Genomic DNA, 14,778 nt, shown 5'->3' on the forward strand with positions numbered 1-14,778 from the left:
AAAAGCTGACAGAAGAATGAGTCGTATAAGATACCTGATGGTTATTACATGTTTTGACTCCATGTTTTAAAATATTGAAGATATCCACAACCGGGTTAGCGTTGTTCTCCAGAGTATTACTTAGTGAAAATAAGAGTCAGACCTTATTTATTCGATTTTGCGACCCGGAGTGGGACCGCGTACATATTAAGGGCACGCGGTTTTGAGAAGACTGAGTCTTCTCAAGGTCACAGGCGTCGTTTTTTTAACCTCGTATTACATTTTTGTTATGATCATAACTATGGTTTTTCCTTTGCCGACTTCACTCATACTTTTCTATGAATAAGATTGTATTTTCATTTCTTTACATTTCAAAAGATGTCATTTTGTTTTAATAAAAACAGTAACAATATCAGTTGATTAATGTATCGGGTGAGGTTTCTTGTTGTGGCTCTCGTAACCAGAATGATACAACTAATGAAGCGAGCCCCAGGAATAAAATAAAATAAAATACCGAATGAATTCCTGATGATAAGGCGAAAATCTCAGGTGTACTGGCTTTCCCATTCATCGCTCTTGCGGTAAAAGATGACATCAGGCTGATTGCGATCGAGGCTCCGGCGGCACCGGAGATTTGATACAACGTATTCCAGACAGATGTACCATCAGAATATAAAGATTTAGGCAAAGAACTCAAAGCCGCTGTTTGTACCGGCATGATAATGCACGTTACACCAAAGCTTAACAACATAAACGCGGCGGCAATCCTCCATTGCTCTGCGAATCCATGAGTAATTATAAGGAATATCGTTGCACTCAATGCGAGGCACAGAGAACCAAGGACAATAAAAGGTCTCATCGCATAGCGGTTATAGAGGGCACCAATCAGCGGGGAAAAGAGAACATTCACGATGTTACCCGGCAGTAAAATCAGACCGGCCATAGCAGGTTGCATTACCAGGACATCAATAAAATAGATGGGCAATATAATCGCGGTTGCAAGTACGCTCATTATGCTCATCATCATGATAAGCGAGCCGACTGTAAATATCGGGCATGAGAATATTTTTGTGTTGATCAATGGATAACGAATTCTGGTTTGTCGCCAGAACAATGCGATAAGGCACAGAATTCCCATCAGGAAAACGCCCCAGAAGTGGACTGATGACGCAGGATTTTCAGACAACGCAGCCAACCCGCAGATGATGCCGCCAAACCCGATGGATGATAATAATAGCGATATCACATCAATGCGCGGATGAGTAATATCCCCAACATTTTCTGCTGCAACAATGGCCAGTAGTAATGCTGCGATATACATTGAAGCACATATAAAAAATATCGCCCGCCAGTTCAGCACGGTAATAATTAATCCTGATATTGTTGGTCCTAGCGCTGGCGCCAGAGTAATAGAAACACCGACTACTCCCATTATTTTTCCACATTGATGCAACGGAAAAATAAGTAAGGCCGCGCTCATCAGCACGGGTAGCAGTATCGCGGTGCCAATAGCCTGAACAATACGCCCGGTCATTAACATCATCATGTTTTCTGAGACACCTGAAATCAGGCACCCCAGAAAAGAGAGTGAAATCGCAATGATGATTAATGACCGGGTACTGAACCACTTCATCAATATGATTGATGCCGGCATGAATACGGCCAGCGTCAATAAATACCCTGTAACCAACCATTGCGCAACGCCTGCAACCACGGAAAATTCATGCATCAATTGGGTTAATGCCATGTTTAGCGCTGTTTCACTGAATAATCCTGTAAATACGCCAAGCATCAGGGTACTCAACATCAGTACTGGTGAGTGCACTTCTTTTTCTGGTCTTCTTAATTTCATTGTTTTCACATTTATTCAGAAAGTCATCAATAGATATAAAATAACGCCATCCGAATACACGAATGGCGTGAAAGCAGGGTGAATTATTAATTCAATGTACGATCAAAATACTCTTTACTATAAGCCTGTGCGAAATGATACGATGCTTTACGCTCAGCTAGTCGGAAAAATTTCTCAATATCACTGGCCGCCAGCGTATTAAAAGATTTCGATTTTTTGGCAAGGCTATCAAATGCGCTTTGTGCAAGCGTTTCAACTTTTGCCAGGTCGTAACCACATAGTTTTCCGTGACGTTTACGAATAACGCCATCGGCAATGACAGTATCAACATCGTTGCTGTGGGTCATTTGTACGACACCGCCAGCATAATTCATCATCGGAACAAAACCTTCCCTATGGCGAATGATAATTAGATCTGCCTTCTTACCGACGCTCAGCGAGCCAATCTCATCAGCAAGCCCCATCACTTTTGCGCCCCCCATCGTTGCCCAGTAAAGCGCATCACGAACGGTCGGGGTGATCTCAAAAGGCATACTGTCACGCTGGTGAATTTGGTCATTCGCCAGAGCACGTTCAATTTGGAGTGCAATATTCATTTGTGTAAACAGATCATCAGTTGTAACGCCCGTGAGATCCGTGCCAAGACCGAAGGGGATATCATGTTCAACGCATGCCCGGTATGGTAAAAAACCCATGCCCATTTGCAGTTCGCTTGATGGCGTACTGACCACGTATCCGCCGGTTTGGGCAATCAGTTTCCAGTCCTCGCCTGTTAAACCATTACTGTGAGCGTGCAGATGGCCGGGGCGTAATAAACCATGATCATCCAACTCTCTCAAACCGCGTAACAGAATTGAGGTTTTGGCTGCGCCAGTATGAGAAACACATTTGATTCCCAACTCATCAGTGAGCCTGATTTGTTGGGCCGAATGAGCAAACGGGACTGTGCCGAGGTCGGAAATCAACATCCCCATGCCAAGACGATCCTGTCTGTTGAATTGTGTACAGGATAGGTGCCTGGCCATGTCGAGACGATCCTCCTGAGATTTAAAACCGGACGGTTCAAAGTTATAGACCTGCATACCATAGGCATAGATGCCACGAATTCCGCTGTCCTTCATCCCCTGAATAGCATTAAAAGCATGATCAGGCGTATTCACACAATCGTTAATTTCATAGACTGTTGTGGTACCTGCGTTAATAGCATTGATATTTCCTGATAATACTGCCGCATACATATTTGAGGCTGTAAATACCCCTCCAAACGCGTAGAATGTATTGATTAAAAAGGCAGGTAATGACTCTTCTGTAGAAACACCACGGAAAAGCGACATCCAGTTATGTCGATGTGCATCTACCATGCCCGGCATAACGATAGCGCCATGTGCGTCTATAAACTCAGCATCCTGATGATGATCAAAAGCATGTTCAGAGTGGCTAATTTCTTTGATGATATTCCCCTCAAGCAATACAGCTCCATTCTTAATATCACCAATATTCGCATCCATTGTAATATAAATACCACCACGAATAACTTTCTTGTGCAACTCCATTTTTCCTCCTGACTTATAAAAATAACCATAACAATAAAAACTCACATTACTTAAAACGAAGAGTTTTTATTGCAATAGATAATATGTGTGCTGGGTTTATATTCAGCAATGTAAAATGAAGGGAGTGGTTATCATGTATAAATACAGATAATCATCGTTAGTATTCGTAAAAACCACCTGCAGGAATATTTAAAGGTGAATGAATATCAGCCATCCTTTCAGCCATAAATCGACGAGGAGGTGTGCCGGTTGCTTTACGAAACATTGTGACAAAAGCTCCGGAGCTTTCATAACCCAGTTGATCCGCGATCACCTGTATCGATAGCCCTTGCGCCAGTAATGGCAATGCTTTCACAATGTGCATCTGACGGCGCCAGCGATTTATACTAAATCCCGTTTCTTTGGCAAAAAGCCGGGATAAGTTCCTTTCGCTCATATTCAACCGACAAGCCCATTGCGCAAGCGTTATCCGCTCAGAGGGTAATGACAGCATAGTATTTGCCAGCGCCAGCAAGCGTGTGTCAGTTGGCATAGGAAGATGAAGCCATTCCAACGGCGCTGCAATGATCTCATCTAACAGAACGGCTATCAGACGCGATGCCGCGCTCTCATGCGAATAATTTTGCGGCAGCGCGGCAGTTCGCTCAAGCAAGGCGCGCAGAAAGGGGGACACCGACATTGTGCAGCATGTTTCAGGTAAATTCTCCACCGTACCTGGCTCTATGAACACCACAAATCCACGAGGGTTTCCGCTACATTTTGCCCGATGCCTGAGTCCGCCAGGTATCCATACGGCCCCCTGAGGCGGGACGATCCACAAATCATGTTCAGTTTCTAAGGTGATAAGCCCGGTATCAGCAAATAAAAGTTCAGCTTTGTTATGACTGTGAAACGGCAATTCCCATTGTTCCGTCACCATACCGAGACCAATTACCACGACTGGCTGCACTAACTCTTCCACGTACGTTGGCTCAACCTTAAATATAAACATCAGTATTCCTTAGCAGAGAAGGGCGTTAGCTTTCTCTCTGGCCTCGTTTTCAGTGGCAACAATAAACATAGGATACCCCCAGAATCTTTCGAAGGTTACTGAAAAGCTTTCCAGTTCTGTGCGCTTAGTAGTCTCTGGAATGATATGAATATGGCCTTTAATCAGTTGGCCAATAGCAGCTTTATTGTCCTTCATCCAGGTAGTAATCTTGCGGCGTTCATTAACATCATCATTTTCTTTATTGCTTTCAGTCGGTAATCCGCTACAGATAAAAACAAAGGGCTGCTTTTTTTTGTAAAAGTTTTGAAATTGCAATCAGAATGTCATTTGAGGACGCATCTGACTCTATTGAATAATCCATTCTGACGCGCGGGAAATCATCGGTGTTAATTTTCATGTTAGGTCCTGAAATGTTTCGTTAGTGATGATGTAATCATAGATACCTGCCACGACAAAATCATTAGAGAGAAGGGACAAAAAATTCTTCAGTCAAGCCAGAAATGTTGCTTTAGGTGCGTAGGGGAAGAGGAAAATCTGTGAATTCATCTGCTTTCACGCATTTAAGAAAAATTTTCTCAATCACACCACAATCGCATTAACTCAATAAAAACAATAAGATATAAAGATTTTATGGTTTGTTTTTCTTACTTAAGATTGACTTGATATGATTTGAGAAAACAAAGGTTTTAATCTCTGGGATTATTCTTAAACTAGCAATCATCGTAGGGTTAATCCTACGGAGTCATAAGACATTACTGGCGTCGCTGTATCCCTCAATAAATACTCCGCTCTCAGCGGAGAGGGACTATTGAATTATTTATTACGATACCGATGTATTTATTAATTAAGGACAGACAATATGAAAATCAATAATCCTCATACCAGTTACATATTTGCAGCTGGTGGCCTTGCGTTATTGTTTGCGCAGATAGCGTATGCTGATTCAGCAAATACCATCACCTTTAAAGGCGAAGTGACCGAACAAACTTGCGAAGTCACAGTTAACGGTGTAAATGCACGACCGGTAGTATTACTGCCTTCTGTTGCGAAAAGCGATCTCGCGGCAGCAGCATCTTCAGCAGGCCTGACAACATTCACCCTCGGCGTTACTGGTTGTACTGTTGATTCTAATGCGTTGGATATTAAAACCGTCTTCGTTGCAAATAATATGACCGAGCGTGGAAACCTGGCTAATACGGGTACAGCGCAAAATGTTGAATTACAACTGCTGACCGATAGCGCGGGCACTACGCCGATTGATTTGCGTACTGGAACTCCAGTTGCAGGAATCACCGTTGCGGCCGGAAATACGTCCGGTGAGCACGACTTTGCCGTGCAGTATTTTAGCCCGAACGGTGGGGCAACCGCCGGGACAGTTGTCGGCACTGTGCAATACGCCATTTCCTATTTGTAAGCGAGATCTGCGTGATGAAAGGATTGGCTATTGGTTTAGCTGGAATGATGATGTGCTTCTGCGTGCAGGCAAGCATAGTGATGACTGGCAACCGGATAATCTATCCGGCAGACAGCCGGGAAGTCAGTGTGCAATTAACTAATCGCGGCGACGTCCCTGGTGTCGTTCAGGTTTGGCTTGATGATGGCGATGCACAATCAGTACCACAAACTGCGGCCGCTCCTTTTGTCACCACGCCACCGGTCTTTCGGATGGCGGCCCACGCGGGGCAAACTGTGCGGCTGCGTTACATCGGCAAACCCGTTGCACAGGACAGGGAATCGCTATGGTGGTTTAACTTCATTCAGATCCCGCCCATAAGTAAGGATGCGCAAAACGATAACCAGCTTCTGGTGCTGGTACGTAGTCGCGTAAAAGTATTGGTCAGACCCACAGGGCTGGTGGGTTCGCCGCTGGAGATGGCGAACACCAGCCGGGTCTGGCTGCAGAATGGCAAGCTGCATTTACGCAATAACAGTGGTTTCTATCTTGCGCTCTCGTCACTTGACGTCAGCGGTGCGGGAAAAAAACAGCGCATTCAGAGCGAAACGATCGCACCGTGGGCGACAATGTCGTGGCCTGCAAAAATTCCGCAATTGAACGACGCGCATATGCGCTGGATTAACGATCAGGGAGCCTCATTAAGCGGGCGCGTGGCATTGGAGAAACAGGACAATGTCCGAAACTAATCCACGCTGGTGGTGGCTTTTTTTGCCCGCTGCGATGCCTGTTTTTGCCAGCGATTACACCTTTGACGAAACATTGTTGCTTGGGAGTGGTTACGAAAAAAGCCTGGCAATGCTCAACGATCCGGATGCGGTGGTCGCGGGACGTTATAGCGTGGATATCTGGCTCAATGGACGGTATGTAGGGCGGGATGATGTGTTGTTTCGCCAGAATACAGCAGGGCGTACCGAACCCTGTCTTCCGGCGAAATTCTGGGATGAACAGGGCGTAACAGCAGCGTCGGAACAAGCGCAGGATTGCTTCGCCCCTGAAGCTCGGATCAGCGGTGGACGCTGGGATTTTGACCAGAGCTTATTGCGTCTGAATCTTAGCGTTCCTCAGGCAGCATTAAAACGTCCCCCCATGGATTATGTACCGCCGTCGCAGTGGCAAAGCGGCGAGAGCGTGTTGTTCAGTAACTACAATCTGCACGCCTATCACAATAAAAATAACGGTCAGCAAAGTGATTACGGTTGGCTGGGACTGAGCAGCGGCTTCAACATGGGGAGTTGGCAATTTCGCCAACAGTCGTCTGCCAACTGGCGGCGCGATGGCGATCGAGAAAGCCAACGCTGGGATGCGCTGCAAACCTGGCTTCAACACCCTGTCGCATCTCTGGAAAGTTTACTGACGGTAGGCGAAAGCTACACCTCGGGAAATCTGCTTGGCAGTATGGCGTTTACAGGTGTCAAACTGGAAACCGATCAACGAATGTGGCCACAGTCGCGACGCGGCTACGCCCCAGAAATTCGTGGTACGGCATCTACACCTTCACGCGTTGTGGTCAAGCAGAATGGTCGAACGCTTTACGAAACCAGCGTACCACAAGGCCCTTTTGTACTTGATGATTTGCCGAATACAGCCTGGGACGGTGATTTACAAGTTGAAATCACCGGCGCCGATAACAAAAAGAGTAGCTATACCGTGCCATATGCCAGCGTACCTTTATCACTGCGTCCCGGCGTCTGGCGCTACGGTCTGGTGGCAGGTAAGACCCGGGATTACAGCGCCGCCGATGGTCTGTTTACCGATTTCACGCTTGAGCGCGGGATGACGAATCTCCTGACCGCTAATGGCGCTTTGCGGATCGGCGACGACTATCAGGCACTCCTGATGGGAGGCGTTCTGGCAACGTCGATGGGCGCTTTTGGTGTCGATGTTACCGGTTCGCGGGCCCGGATTGCTTCTCAAACCATGAGTGGCTGGCGGCTGCAAACCAACTGGAGCAAAACGTTCACTCCGATAGGAACTCACGTCGCGCTGGCGGGTTATCGCTATTCCACAGAAGGGTATCGTGACTACGGTGACGTTCTGGGTGAGCGAAGCGTCAGCGGAAGCAATGCGCAATGGCGCTCGGATACGCTGCGTCAAAAAAACCAGTTTACCGTTACGGTGAACCAAACGTTGAGCAGCTACGGAAACCTATGGCTGTCGGGATCAATGATGGATTACTACAGTGACCGTGGCAGCAGCACTCAGTTGCAGGCTGGGTATAACACCACCTTTGGACGAATGACGTTAGGTATGTCATTCAGCCGACAGGACACCTGGTGGCGTAACGGCGACCGTTCACAAGTGCAAAAAGAAAACATGGCAACGCTTACCGTCTCAATGCCTTTGGGTATAGGCGAACGTGAGCATACGCTGGCGCTGTCGGCGAGTCAGGCTCAACAGGCTGGGCGCAATGCGCAGTTGGCATTGTCTGGTGCGCTTGATCAGGATGAAACCCTTAATTACGCGCTGTCCACTGGCTGGCAACAGGGGCAAGGTGAGTCAAACAGCGTGACCGACTGGGGTGGTTCACTGCAAAAAAATACGGCTTTCGGCACGCTAAACGGCAGCGTCTCACAGTCACAAAACTATCAGCAATGGTCTGCAGGGGTACGCGGGGCGCTTGTTGTACATCGCCATGGCATTGTTGCCGGCCCGTGGGTTGGCGACACATTTGCCCTGGTGGAAGCGCCTGGCGCTGCGGGAGCCAGAGTCGGGGGTGGCCAGGGTGCAACTGTGAACAGTGGGGGTTATGCGCTGGTCCCCTCATTGACACCTTATCGCTTTAACAATGTGACTCTCGACGGTAGCGGAATGAACACCAACGCAGAGCTTCAGGAGAGTCAACGGCGCATTGCGCCAATGGCGGGGGCCGCAGTAAAACTGCGTTTTGCAACGCTCTCTGGCTATCCGTTACTCATCACTGTGAAGAGTGACGTGACGTTACCGATGGGAGCGGCAGTGACCGACGGTCGAGGTCGTGTAGTCGGGATGGTTGCCCAGGCGAACCAGGTATATGCCCGCGTTGAAGAAGAAGAGGGACTATTGATGCTGGAAAGCAGTGATTGTTCGTTGCCGTGGAAACTTAACCAACAACAACGTACAGAACCGTTAATTGCATTAACGGTAGCTTGCGTAACAAAAGGGCGCTCATGAGACTATTTTTTCTGGTTCTGGCGCTGTTTTCTTGTCAGATACAGGCCGCCTGTGAATACATTATTTATCCATATAAATCAGGAAGTAGTGGCGCACAAGGTACGCACAGGCTTAGTGCAAGTACGGACGGCATTGCCAATGACTGGCGCTCCGGCGGCGGCAACGATGCCTGGAACGGGCTATTGCCGGGATTGAGTAAGTCTGTCGATATCACCAGTAATAGCAGTTTTCAGCCGGCAGGGACGATCCTGACCTCCAGCGGCGGGATCCCTTTTACCACTTATGCTCATAAAGGCGGCGGTTACGATCCTGAGCAGGTATTTTTCCGTTGTACACCGGACACCGCCGGGCAACTCTATGAAGCCTGGTCAACTAACGGCGATGACACCGTGGCTGGCTGGTATGAAGCAACGGATGTACCTGGCGCGTATCTGACCATCATGAAAAACGTCGCATTACGCTTGACGCACGATGCGACAGGCAGCGTCTTTACCGACAGCTGGCAGCAACGCCCACTGGAAAACCTGGATCTTGACACCAATGGCAACTTCCTGATTAAGGCCAAGAACTTCTCGACGATAAGTGCCGAGTTGATTAAAACACTGGATACACGCTACTACGCCAACCAGGCGCAGTCTGCTACTTACAATAGTTATGTGAATCCCAATGCTTACGTGGTTTTTCGTGGGCCCGGTACAACTTCGTGGGGTATCAAGATAGGTCAGCCGCACCGTGGAGGAAACTGGGCTGGCTGGGCGAATGACTGGCCGTCAGTGATTAGCCTGTACAATAACGGGATCTTCGTCAAACGTGCAGCAATGTGTCAGGTTACCGATTTTACGCCCGTTGTGCATCTGCCGCCAATTTCCGTGGCCCAGCTCAAGCAGGGGGAGTATTCATCAGCGCCCTTCCAGATAGGATTTGCCTGCGAATCAACGGTGGTTTCCGGTGTTGCGACCGGGAAGAGCAATGTCGCAATGGGGCTGCTTGCACCGGAAAGCAGCGTCAACAGCGCCTGGGGTTTTAATTTGATTACTGGTAAAACCGTAACCTGGCTATTAGATACGCAATATGGCGCTCCCGGGCGGGCTCGCGGCGTTGGCGTGCGTGTTTACCGTGCGGGTAATCCGGTGAATTTTATGGCGGTATCAACTGTCGGCAGCGGTAGCGAAGGCGGCTGGATGCCAGTCATTGGCAGCAATACGCAGCAAAATGGCAGCCAGGATGGCATCAATTACTACAGCGAAAGCTTCGAAGCTCGTCTGGCAAGTTTTGGTGCAGATACGTTAACGGCGGGGGGCTACCAGTCACATGTACAAGTTTTATTGCGTATTCAGTAGCCTCTGGATGCTGGCATTTGGCCTACATGCGGCGGTTAACATCAGTACTACTCGGGTCATTTTCAACCACGGAGAGACTCAACGCTCGGTGATGTTAGTCAACGATGGTAATTATCCCGTGGTGGTTCAAAGTTGGGTAGATGACGGCACGCCAGAGAAAGGGCCATCACAGGCCAGTTCGCCTTTTATCGTGCTTCCCCCGGTGCTAAAAATTCTCCCCGGTGAACAACGCGAGATAAAGGTGATGACGACTGGGGCGGGGCTTGCCAACGATTATGAGTCGTTATTCTGGCTCAACGTGTACCAGGTTCCAGCGGAGTTGAAAAATAGCTCAACTGGTGAAAAAGTGCGCTTAACGTTAAGAAATCAGCTAAAAGTCCTATGGAGACCGAAAAACACAGGTGTGTTGACTGAAAAAAGCATCAATCTTCTGAGTTTTCACCATGAAAACGGGGGGATTTACGCTGTTAATCAGAGTTCCTGGAACATATCTCTGGCTAATGTAGCTTCAGGAGACTATTCCATAACTGGAATAGTGGTTTCACCGCGTTCCCGGCAGGTAATTTTTAAGTCAGCACCTCCTGAAATGCTGAATAATAAGATAAACTTTACTGTGATTAACGATGAAGGAAATCGTTGGGGATTTTCAACTGTCGTAAATTAACGCTGGCAGTGCTCGCTCTAGCTAAATTGACAAAAATCCATATTCAGGGAACATAATGGCACACGTGTTTTTGCTTAACAGTACCGTTGTATTCTGGCCAGAGCGGAACGTACTCTACGCGAAATCGGATGAGACCAAACGTATAACATTAAGCAATCCGGCAACCCGTTGTTTACTTTTATTAATTCAACAACAGGGGCAGGTTATTGAACGTGATTATTTCTTTGAGCATGTCTGGTATATTAACGGTGCGCAGGTCACCAATAATACGTTCTATCAGAATATTTCCTTGCTTCGTCGCGCGTTTAAAGAACTTAGCCTGAATGAAGAACTTATCGTAACCGTACCGAAAGTCGGGATCCGCCTGGAGCCACAACTGGAAGTGCTGGAACAGAAGATTGAAGAACCGCTTAGCGAGCTCTCTGTCACGCCATCGGTAACGTCGGTAAATACAGTGACAAAATCACTGCGTATGCGCTCACTGTGCTGGATTCTGGCGGGTGTTGTGTGCTGCGTTATAGCCGCAATAGTGACCTGGGAGGCACAGTTTGATCCCAGACTCAGTCGTTATGTGTCTTTAGGCGTAGGGGAGGGATGCCACTGGTACGCCAATCAGGATGTGCTTAAATTTGATCAGCACCAGCAGTTTATCAAAACAAGTACGCTGGATTGTCAAAGCTATCCCTGGGTTTATCTCACGCTGTATCCTAATTTCCCGCGGATCTCCGCATTAACTTGTCGAAAGCAATATAGCCGCTGGCAGGATAATGATTGTGTGACCCATTATTATTTCGCGGAGTCCAGACATGTGGGGACGTAATATAAAATGGTGTGTTGGCATCATCTTAGCAGTAGCGTTAACAATTGCTGTCACGATGACGTTACAAAACTGGCAGCGGTCACATTTTGATTGCTCCGGAGAATTAGTAATGGAGTATCCAGATATTCGTGGTGATATTTCAGTCAGGTACGTTTTTAATGGCAGCAATGGGGTGGCTATTTTACGCGGAAAAATCACTGATAATAACGGTGAAAAGCTGGCGGTAAATCAAAATGTCTGGTTTACCTTTACCCGCAAGGATGATGATTACTTTATGGAGTCCGGAAATGTCGCTTCAAGTTCCGGTGGCACTAACATTCATCCATTGTTAGCGAGAACGTTGCCAGATTTTTTCCTTAAACCCAAAGAACCATTTTATTTCAGCATATTGCGACTCAATAGCAGTACATGGCAGTTCTATACCAGCCGTTCGCCGTCGGTGTTTTGTCAGCGTTAAACCGTTGAGATTGCACTCTGTATAGCGTTTGCATACAGAGTGCTTGTGCTCAAAGCATTTCAACTGCAGAAGCGAACTTTGTTGCTCAGACCTTCATGATTGGTTATTCGACAGAGAAAGCAGAAGGGGTGAAGACTGAACTGGTCCATGGGATTAGAAGCCTGATACAGTTCAAATTCAATTTAACATAATATACATTATGCGCACTAACGTGGAATGAGGCAGAATCTAAGATTCTTTGGTCATCCTTATTCTTGTGCTGGTTACATATGGTGTTGAAGTAATAGGATCATTAATTTTAATTACTTCCCGCTTTCAGGCGGCGCTGCAGGTGCTGTGTACCAGTCCTCTTTGGCCACCATCACGCTGCTCTCAGGTTGCAGCACAAAGTTTGGAGACATGATCTGTACATTGAACTCATTGAAGACGTCCTGAATATTACTGTGCAGTTCGTTACGCGCATCAGCCAGCGGCACCTCCGGCAGTAAACATACCTGCAGTTCATATGCAATGTACCAGTCCATCAGACTCAACTGACGCACCAACGGCGGCTGAGAAAGATCGATTCCTTTCGCCCGTTTGGCCGCTAACTCCAACATTGCGTGCACTTGCCGCCACGGTGTGTCATAGCCAATGGTGACGCCAATTGTCAGGTTGACGCCGCCGTTTGCGCTTTGCGCACTTAGATTAGTAATTTTCCCGCTGACGACAACTGCATTTGGCACCGTGACTACATAGTTTTCACGGGTGATGATTTTAGTCGCAAGCATGCCAATTTCACTGACCAAACCTTCGTTATCGGCCACCCGAATCATATCTCCTTTACGTAGCGCTCGTGAGTAGATCAAAACCAACCCGCTCATCGCATGATTCATCACCCCGGCCGAACCAAGCGTGAGCATCAGACCAAAGAAAACACTAATGCCTTTAAACGCAAGTGAATTGGCCCCAGGTAAAAACGGATAGGCAGCTGATAACGCAAAGAGCCAAACTACCACCGAAATCAGCTTACGGGTCGCGCCGACTGTATCTGGATGGATCCCCGGCAATTGTAAACGCCCCGCTTCTACCTGGTTGAGCACAGCTTTAAGTAGTTTCAATATTACTACGGTGATAACGAAAATGATTAGCACGATCATTAACCCAGGAAGAGCCGAGACAATCGACAATGCTATATCGCGCACCACGCGAACAAACCAATCACCCAATGACTCTCCCCAAACGCGCGTCCAGGGAAACAGACTAAAGGTCCAGCTGAGCCAGACATACAGTGAGACGATACCCAAGAGGATCATCAATGCTGCAAACAGGCGTGTTTCGATAGCACCGACAAGCCTACGCCACCGCGGAGGGATCCAGCTTCGATTCTCAAAAATACGCCGGCGATAAACACGTTTTACCCAGCGCCAGGAACGGTATGAACCGTACCAAAACAGTATCAGTCCCGTCAGTCCTGCTACTGTTTTCACCACCGAAAGCGCCAGCCAGGCACTGTTATACTGCTCATTCAATGCCGAACGCTGCTGTTCCATGCGTGCCAACACGCGCTGCGCTGCCTGATCGAGTGTCAGATCATCACCCTCATCAAGATCGCCTGCAGTCAGCAACAGCACCGGCTTGTGATTCATTACGATAAGCCTTCCCGACTGGTTATAGCGGGTGACTGACTCGATTTGTAGAGGCTCACGCACATCGGCTTCGGTGAAATTGCGTAATGTATTGCGGATGCGTAGCACCCGCTCTTCCGGTGTAGTAAGGCCAAATTTTGCCTGTAACATGACAATCGGTTGGTGGAATATATAGACCGTGCGGGCACGTTCTTTCTCGTTCGGCTCCTGACGAGGTTCCGCTGCATTTGCGTTAAAAACCAAAGATAAGAGAAAACACGTTAAAAAAGCGAGCGTAATCCTGTTCATATTCACCACCGGAAATATGAGAATTCTCGTTATTATTCAAAAAGCCAAAGCAAGACGGAGCATCGTTTTAGCATAGACCAGCCTTTCACTTACGCAATAAAGGCACGAATATCGATGACATAGTGGCCGCAGTGGCCTGATTAACACTAACTTGTGCTGAATGATGCTATGCTTCAGAACGCACAATTTAAATCATCAGACAATGCCTAACAAAAACGACAAGATCATCCTGCGCTTTGTGTGCTTACTACTCTTTACCTGTACGCTAACGGGTTGCATATTGACACGCGTTTCCGACAGCGCACATGCCAAAGAGGTCGACAGTTTGAATGTTGTTGGTCTGAGTCTGGATGCCGCAAGAAAAAGAGCAACCGAAAAAGGTTTTGAATGCAGCGAATATAGCAACCTGAATACGGTTGTAACTGACGATGGTGAACATCGATGGCTGCAAACTGAGTGCAGCAAGAAGAGCGCAGAGATGTTTTGCCCGCAAATGCGTTTTGTGGTGCTTAATATCGATCCTAAAACGAATACCGTCATTGAGGTGGGTAAATACATCGATCAACACACATGCTTTTAAAGACTAACAGGTATCTGCAC

13 protein-coding genes are annotated in these 14,778 nt (G+C 47.5%); 8 read left to right on the plus strand and 5 right to left on the minus strand.

Features of this window, described 5'->3' with window-relative positions; all coding sequences use genetic code 11:
• Window positions 1-391 precede the first annotated feature (391 nt).
• The 4 genes from OGV74_RS11315 to OGV74_RS11330 all read right to left on the minus strand — a co-directional run bounded on the left by OGV74_RS11315 (window position 392) and on the right by OGV74_RS11330 (window position 4,690).
• Window positions 392-1,831, minus strand: coding sequence for a DHA2 family efflux MFS transporter permease subunit (locus OGV74_RS11315; RefSeq protein WP_234400773.1), 1,440 nt, complete (start codon window positions 1,829-1,831; stop codon window positions 392-394).
• An 86-nt stretch (window positions 1,832-1,917) separates the two neighbouring features.
• Complete coding sequence (locus OGV74_RS11320; protein WP_086504085.1) at window positions 1,918-3,384, minus strand: amidohydrolase family protein; 1,467 nt, start codon at window positions 3,382-3,384, stop codon at window positions 1,918-1,920.
• Window positions 3,385-3,541: 157 nt separating this feature from the next.
• Window positions 3,542-4,375: an AraC family transcriptional regulator gene (locus OGV74_RS11325; protein ID WP_003019952.1), complete on the minus strand. Its 834-nt coding sequence runs from the start codon at window positions 4,373-4,375 to the stop codon at window positions 3,542-3,544.
• Between the two features lie 9 nt (window positions 4,376-4,384).
• A complete protein-coding gene (locus OGV74_RS11330) occupies window positions 4,385-4,690 on the minus strand; it encodes a hypothetical protein (RefSeq protein ID WP_286520816.1) in 306 nt (101 codons plus the stop codon).
• A gap of 544 nt (window positions 4,691-5,234) precedes the next feature.
• Between OGV74_RS11330 and OGV74_RS11335 the strand changes: the two genes are divergently transcribed.
• Genes OGV74_RS11335 through OGV74_RS11365 form a run of 7 tightly spaced genes read left to right on the plus strand, consistent with a single transcriptional unit; the run spans window position 5,235 to window position 12,262 of the window.
• Window positions 5,235-5,789 (plus strand): fimbrial protein, encoded by a 555-nt coding sequence (locus OGV74_RS11335; protein WP_003019947.1) that lies wholly within the window; start codon window positions 5,235-5,237, stop codon window positions 5,787-5,789.
• Window positions 5,790-5,803: 14 nt separating this feature from the next.
• Complete coding sequence (locus OGV74_RS11340) at window positions 5,804-6,517, plus strand: fimbrial biogenesis chaperone (RefSeq protein WP_234400798.1); 714 nt, start codon at window positions 5,804-5,806, stop codon at window positions 6,515-6,517.
• Complete coding sequence (locus OGV74_RS11345) at window positions 6,504-8,981, plus strand: fimbria/pilus outer membrane usher protein (protein WP_086504083.1); 2,478 nt, start codon at window positions 6,504-6,506, stop codon at window positions 8,979-8,981. The genes OGV74_RS11340 and OGV74_RS11345 overlap by 14 nt, the downstream gene beginning before the upstream one ends.
• Complete coding sequence (locus tag OGV74_RS11350; RefSeq protein ID WP_046670677.1) at window positions 8,978-10,321, plus strand: fimbrial protein; 1,344 nt, start codon at window positions 8,978-8,980, stop codon at window positions 10,319-10,321. Before OGV74_RS11345 ends, OGV74_RS11350 begins: the two co-directional genes overlap by 4 nt.
• A gap of 7 nt (window positions 10,322-10,328) precedes the next feature.
• Window positions 10,329-10,985: a fimbrial biogenesis chaperone gene (locus tag OGV74_RS11355; RefSeq protein ID WP_032949285.1), complete on the plus strand. Its 657-nt coding sequence runs from the start codon at window positions 10,329-10,331 to the stop codon at window positions 10,983-10,985.
• A 55-nt stretch (window positions 10,986-11,040) separates the two neighbouring features.
• Entirely contained in the window at window positions 11,041-11,805 is a 765-nt protein-coding gene (locus OGV74_RS11360; RefSeq protein WP_071696098.1) for a winged helix-turn-helix domain-containing protein, read from the plus strand.
• Entirely contained in the window at window positions 11,792-12,262 is a 471-nt protein-coding gene (locus tag OGV74_RS11365; RefSeq protein ID WP_016150237.1) for a YqeJ family protein, read from the plus strand. The genes OGV74_RS11360 and OGV74_RS11365 overlap by 14 nt, the downstream gene beginning before the upstream one ends.
• A 302-nt stretch (window positions 12,263-12,564) precedes the next feature.
• Here the strand turns inward: OGV74_RS11365 and OGV74_RS11370 are convergent, their stop codons facing one another.
• Entirely contained in the window at window positions 12,565-14,178 is a 1,614-nt protein-coding gene (locus OGV74_RS11370) for a mechanosensitive ion channel family protein (RefSeq protein WP_086504081.1), read from the minus strand.
• A gap of 280 nt (window positions 14,179-14,458) precedes the next feature.
• Between OGV74_RS11370 and OGV74_RS11375 the strand changes: the two genes are divergently transcribed.
• Window positions 14,459-14,758, plus strand: coding sequence for a hypothetical protein (locus tag OGV74_RS11375; protein WP_003032444.1), 300 nt, complete (start codon window positions 14,459-14,461; stop codon window positions 14,756-14,758).
• The last annotated feature ends 20 nt before the right edge of the window (window positions 14,759-14,778 follow it).

The sequence above is a fragment of the Citrobacter sp. Cf116 genome (assembly GCF_030336505.1).
GTDB lineage: Bacteria > Pseudomonadota > Gammaproteobacteria > Enterobacterales > Enterobacteriaceae > Citrobacter > Citrobacter freundii.

Bases quoted from the DNA above. Each gene is read 5' to 3' on its own strand.
- OGV74_RS11325 (WP_003019952.1), bottom strand. From the start codon at position 4,375: ATGTTTATATTTAAGGTTGAGCCAACGTACGTGGAAGAGTTAGTGCAG.
- OGV74_RS11360 (WP_071696098.1), top strand. From the start codon at position 11,041: ATGGCACACGTGTTTTTGCTTAACAGTACCGTTGTATTCTGGCCAGAG.
- OGV74_RS11350 (WP_046670677.1), top strand. From the start codon at position 8,978: ATGAGACTATTTTTTCTGGTTCTGGCGCTGTTTTCTTGTCAGATACAG.
- OGV74_RS11340 (WP_234400798.1), top strand. From the start codon at position 5,804: ATGAAAGGATTGGCTATTGGTTTAGCTGGAATGATGATGTGCTTCTGC.
- OGV74_RS11370 (WP_086504081.1), bottom strand. From the start codon at position 14,178: ATGAACAGGATTACGCTCGCTTTTTTAACGTGTTTTCTCTTATCTTTG.
- OGV74_RS11345 (WP_086504083.1), top strand. From the start codon at position 6,504: ATGTCCGAAACTAATCCACGCTGGTGGTGGCTTTTTTTGCCCGCTGCG.
- OGV74_RS11365 (WP_016150237.1), top strand. From the start codon at position 11,792: ATGTGGGGACGTAATATAAAATGGTGTGTTGGCATCATCTTAGCAGTA.
- OGV74_RS11355 (WP_032949285.1), top strand. From the start codon at position 10,329: ATGCTGGCATTTGGCCTACATGCGGCGGTTAACATCAGTACTACTCGG.
- OGV74_RS11320 (WP_086504085.1), bottom strand. From the start codon at position 3,384: ATGGAGTTGCACAAGAAAGTTATTCGTGGTGGTATTTATATTACAATG.
- OGV74_RS11315 (WP_234400773.1), bottom strand. From the start codon at position 1,831: ATGAAATTAAGAAGACCAGAAAAAGAAGTGCACTCACCAGTACTGATG.
- OGV74_RS11335 (WP_003019947.1), top strand. From the start codon at position 5,235: ATGAAAATCAATAATCCTCATACCAGTTACATATTTGCAGCTGGTGGC.